Origin of the sequence: Streptomyces sp. UNOB3_S3, assembly GCF_020740895.1 — a bacterium.
Taxonomy (GTDB): domain Bacteria; phylum Actinomycetota; class Actinomycetes; order Streptomycetales; family Streptomycetaceae; genus Streptomyces.
The window spans coordinates 1-4,857 of sequence record NZ_JAILXP010000471.1; the positions used below are offsets into that span (position 1 = coordinate 1).

Genomic DNA, 4,857 nt, shown 5'->3' on the forward strand with positions numbered 1-4,857 from the left:
GTGGCGTACGTCCTCGGGGGTGCCCGGCCCCCCACCGGCCGGGCACCCCCGAGGACGTACGCCACCGTGCCGCCGGGCGCCCGGTCCGGTGTCGTCGGGTCCGGGCCGCGCCGGGGGCCGAGCCACTCCTCGGTGAACCGCGCGAAACGGATCTCCTGCCGCGCGTCGGCCTTGCCCGCCTCGTAGAGCAGCCCGGTCGTGTCCGGCCCGATGACCGCCATGTCGGAGTAGCCGGACCAGTCGGCGGTGACCCGCCGCCCCCGCTCGGCGCTCTCCCATGTGCGCCCCTCGTCGTAGGAGGAACGGATGGTCATCGTGCGGCGGCGGTCGGGGTCGGCCGGTGCCGAGAACAGCCAGCGCCCGGGCCGCAGCGGGATCACCGCCCCCTGCACCATGGGGGAGTAGAGGTCGGGCAGGGGCCGGAACGGCGCGTCGAAGCTCTCCCCGCCGTCCCCGCTCACGGCGTCGTCCCGGTTGCCCAGCTCCGTACCGTCCTGCTCGCGCCCGCCCGCGTAGACCGTGCCGTCGCTCCGCTCGGCCAGCGTCAGCTCGGAGGGCTTCTGACGGTACGTCCGGTCGGCCGCGACGGGGTAGGTATCGACCGCGCCCAGCCGCCAGTGGGCCCCGCCGTCGTCGCTGAGGGCGAGCGCGGCGTGGTTGGCGGAGGTACGGGTGCCGTCATGGCTCTCCGCGTTGAGGCCGATGACCAGCCGCCCTTCGTGGGGGCCGTGACCGAGCTGGACGCCGTGCCCGGGGCCGGTGGCGTACCAGGAGTTCCAGCCGGGGGGCCGGATCTCCTCGGTGAGGTCGCGCGGCCACGACCAGCTCGCGCCGTCGTCGTCGCTGTACTGGAGGTGGGGGGTGCGGTCGCAGGGCACATCGCAGTTCCCGGCGTCCTCACGGCCCTCGTTGTAGGTGGTGGCCAGGACGATCCGGCCGGTGCGGCGGTCCACGACCGGCGCGGGGTTGCCATGGGTGTCGCCCAGGCCCGGGTCGACGATCTGGAGCGGCCCCCAGGTGCGGCCCCCGTCGGTGGACCGTTTGAGCACGAGATCGATGTCGGTGGCGTCACCGCAGTTGTCCTTTCTCCCTTCGGCGAAGGCGAGGAGGGTGCCATGGGCGGTGGTGACGATGGCCGGGATGCGGTAGCAGGCGTAGCCGGGGTCCTGGTCGGCCCGGAAGAGGACCCGCTCGTCGAACCCGTCCCGCCCCGGGCCCACCGGATCCTCCGTCGCCCCGGCCGCCCCCGGCCGCAGGGCGAGAGCGAGCAACGAGCCGGAGAGGACGAACACGGCGGCGGCCCGGGAGCGGAAAGGGACGCGGAAGCGGAAGGGGACACTGAAGCGGAAGGGGACGCGGCAGCGGAAGGGGACACCGAAGCGGAAAGGGGCGCGGCGCCGATGCCCGGCCGTACGTCCGTCCGGTCTGCCGGCTGGACGTCCGTCGGGTCTCCCGGCGGTTCCTCCGTCAGGGCTGCCGGAGGAAGGGGCCGGGCCGGTCACCGGGGGTCGGTCGCCGGGGGAGGAAGGATGCGCCGCCATGGCCCGTCCCTTTCGCGTCAAGGCCGTCGAGGCCCCACGTGTCCGGTGGGTCAACGTACGGGGCGGGCCTTCCTCTCACAAGGACCAGACGCCATATACGCTCACACGGGTCGCAGAATCACCTTGCCGCGATTGGCACGCGACTCGATGATCCCGAAGGCCTTCGCCACGTCCTCCAGAGGCAGCACGGAGTCCACCCGGGGCCGGATCCGCCCCGCCGCGAACAGCTCCCACAGCTCCCGTCGCCATCGCTCCATCAGCTCCGGCCGCTCGCGGGCTATGAGGGCCATCTGGAAGCCGATGGCCGACTTCGCGCCCACCAGCAGGTCGTACGCCTCGATCGTCCCGCCGCCCGAGCCGTAGGCCACCAGCCGGCCGCCCGGGGCGAGGGCGGCGACGGCGGGGGAGAGCAGCTCGCCCCCGACCGCGTCCAGCACGATGTCCACCGGGTCGCCCCAGGACTCGTCCCCGTACGTCACCACCTCGTCCGCGCCCAGCGACCGGGCGAACTCCGCCTTGTCGGCCGAGCTCACCGCCGCGACCACCCGGCCGGCCCCGCGCGCCTTGGCGAGCTGCACCGCCAGATGTCCGGAACCCCCGGCCGCCGCCGTCACCAGCACCGACTCCCCGGCCGCCGGCCGCGCCGCCTCGTACGCCCCCAGGGCGACCAGCCCGCACCGCACCAGCGCGACGGCGTCGACCGCGCTCGCGCCCTCGGGAACGGGCGAGAGCATCGCCGCGTGGACGACGGCGAAATCGGCGAAGGCGTCGGTGAAGCACAACCCCGCCACCCGGTCGCCGACGGCGAAGCCGGTCACCTCCGCCCCGACGGCCACGATCTCCCCGGCCACCTCGCCGCCCGGGCCCGTCGGCAACGGCAGCCCGCCCTCGCGGACCTTGCGGACGACGGGCAGCGTGACGCCGATCGCCTCGGTGCGCACCAGCACCTCGCCGGGCCCGGGGACGGGCACGGCCGCCTCCTCGACCCGCAGGACCTCGGGGCCACCGGTCTCGGCATACCGGACGCGTCGCATACGCACCTCCGCACAGTTCGGCCGGGGGATTCATTGGGACCCCCAACGTTGGTAGTCCCTACGCTACACGACTTCATTGGGAAGTCCAATGGTTTCGGTTAGGCTCGTTCCATGGCAGACGAGGCAGGCAAGACAGACATGGCATACAAGACAGACATGGCAGACGACGAGCCTGCCCTCACCCGCATCCAGGCCCTTCCCAGCTGGCTGCTCAACCGCGCCTCCGCGCGCGGCCGCCGCCTCGTGACCGAGGCGCTCGCCCAGGACGGCATGCGCATGCCGCACCACGCCGTGCTCTCCGCCGTCGCCGACCTCGGCCCTGTCGCCCAGGCCGAGCTCGGCCGCACCACCGGCTTCGACCCCAAGGACATGGTCGGCATCCTCAACGACCTCCAGGCCCAGGAGCTGGTCACCCGGACCCCCGACCCCGCCGACCGCCGGAAGAACGCCATCGAGCTCACCCCCGCCGGCCGCCGCCGCCTCGCCCGCCTCACCAGGCTGGGCGACGAGGCGAACGAGGCCCTCCTCGCCGCGCTCACCCCCGCCGAGCGCGAGCTCTTCCTGGCCCTCCTCTCCCGCGTCGTGGCGGACACCGCGCCGGACGGCGACCGGGACGGCGGCTGAGACGCGAGACGGCCGTTGGGACGGAGACCGGGACGGCGGCCGAGACGGCGGCCGAGACGGCGGCTGAACTTCCCGCCAAAGCACGGGCGCCGACGCCCCGGATCTGGTGGGATGTCACCCGCAAGTGGGGCGACGGTGGGAAGCCAGAGGCGTGGCGGCGGCCCGTCGGGGCCGGCCACCCGTTACACAGGGCTGGAGAACATATACAAGTGGGCCGAGGCGAGACGAGGTGTCAGGTGAATCTCCAGCAGCTGCACTACACCTCCACCGCCGCCACGGCCCCCGACGGCTCCGGTTTCCGCTTCACCGCCGCCAGCCCCGAACTGCCCATCACCCTGCTGGGGGAGGCGGAGCAGCTCATCGGCTACGAACCGCCCCACGACGCCCCCGACTGCCCCTCCACCGAGGAACTCGCCGACTTCCCCGTGGCGTTCAGCCACAACCGTCTCTCCGACGGCAGCCGGCTGCTGTGCCGCACCGTCCGCACCGGTCCCGGGCGCGGCGGCCGGCACGGCAACTTCCACGCCCACGCCGTCCGCCTGCCCGAGGGCGCCCGGCTGCCCGGCGGCCTGCTGCCGATCGAGGCATGGGAGTCCCCCTCCTGGTCCGACCGCACCCCCGAGGACGGCGCCCCCGAGCCGCTGGCCGGGTTCGTCCCCGCCCGGCGCATCGACAAACAAGGGCTGCTCGAGTTCGTCCGCTCCCGCGCGGAGCGCCTGGAGCCCTTCCTCGCCGACGTCCGGACCCTCTTCCGCACCCCCGACGCCCAGCAGCTCCTCGTCGTCGAGCGGGACAGCGCCGCCACGGCGTACTGGGTCGCCGTCGCCAGCGCCGTCCTGCCGCGCGACCTCGCCGACCGGCTCACCTTCACCACGTACACCCGGTCCCCCATGCTCGCCCGGCAGCAGATCGTCGGCGCCTTCCCCGACGCCGACTTCGACCACGTCTCCGCCTCCGCCCAGCACCGCTACCGCGTCCACGACTGCACCGGCGGCCCCTCCAGCCCCGCCCGGGCGGAACGGGACCTGTGGGCGTCCGTCGCGGCCCGGATCTGGCTGGCGGGCCAGCCCGCGCTGTTCGCCGAGGCCACACGCCGTACGGGCGTCCCGCTGGGCCTCGGCGGCGGGCGGGGCCCCGGCGACGAGTCCGACCGGCTCGCCGCCCTCGCGGCCCGCGAGGGCATCCCCCTCGACTCGAACGGCCGTACGGCAGCCGCCCGCTGGGCCCGTGGTCACGCGCCCGGCGACAGCCTCGACACCGCCCTGCGGGCCCGGCTGCTCGCCACCCTCGCCGCCGGGGGCACCGACCGCTCCCCCGAGGAGTGGACGGTCCTCGCCTCCCTCACCGAGGAGTTCGCCGCGCCCTCCTGCCGGGCCGCGGCGGCCCCCCTCAGACGCGACCTGCGGTCCGAGTTGGTACGGGCGGCCGACTCGCCCGACACCCCGCTCGTCCGCTTCCTCACGCTCCTGCGCCTCGCCGAGGCCCTGCGCGTCGAGCACGAGGCCGTCATGCCCGTGCTCACCGCCCGGCTGACCGCCGCCCTGCTCGACGACGCCTCCCCGGACCGCAAGGTCGTACGGGCCGCCCTCGACACCCACCCCCGGCTGCGCACCGCCGTGCTCGACGCCCTCGACCACAACGCCGCCACCGACGACCCC

4 protein-coding genes are annotated in these 4,857 nt (G+C 74.6%); 2 read left to right on the forward strand and 2 right to left on the reverse strand.

The features are described 5' to 3' along the window. Together K6I33_RS31915 and K6I33_RS31920 are read right to left on the reverse strand one after the other, a co-directional pair. Positions 1-1,292: exo-alpha-sialidase (locus K6I33_RS31915; protein ID WP_374286355.1), on the reverse strand; the 1,292-nt coding region annotated here is incomplete at its 3' end. Positions 1,293-1,642: 350 nt separating this feature from the next. After that, positions 1,643-2,575: a zinc-binding dehydrogenase gene (locus tag K6I33_RS31920; RefSeq protein ID WP_229358038.1), complete on the reverse strand. Its 933-nt coding sequence runs from the start codon at positions 2,573-2,575 to the stop codon at positions 1,643-1,645. Between the two features lie 156 nt (positions 2,576-2,731). Between K6I33_RS31920 and K6I33_RS31925 the strand changes: the two genes are divergently transcribed. Together K6I33_RS31925 and K6I33_RS31930 are read left to right on the forward strand one after the other, a co-directional pair. After that, on the forward strand, positions 2,732-3,199 hold the full coding sequence (locus K6I33_RS31925; protein ID WP_229358039.1) for a MarR family winged helix-turn-helix transcriptional regulator: 468 nt from the start codon (positions 2,732-2,734) through the stop codon (positions 3,197-3,199). A 236-nt stretch (positions 3,200-3,435) separates the two neighbouring features. Continuing rightward, positions 3,436-4,857, forward strand: a 1,422-nt coding sequence (locus K6I33_RS31930; protein ID WP_308297353.1) for a GTPase-associated protein 1-related protein, incomplete at its 3' end; no start/stop codon positions are given.

What these genes read in the sequence shown, in the direction of transcription:
- K6I33_RS31925 (WP_229358039.1), top strand. Translation starts at nt 2,732, where the DNA reads ATGGCAGACGACGAGCCTGCCCTCACCCGCATCCAGGCCCTTCCCAGC.
- K6I33_RS31920 (WP_229358038.1), bottom strand. Translation starts at nt 2,575, where the DNA reads ATGCGACGCGTCCGGTATGCCGAGACCGGTGGCCCCGAGGTCCTGCGG.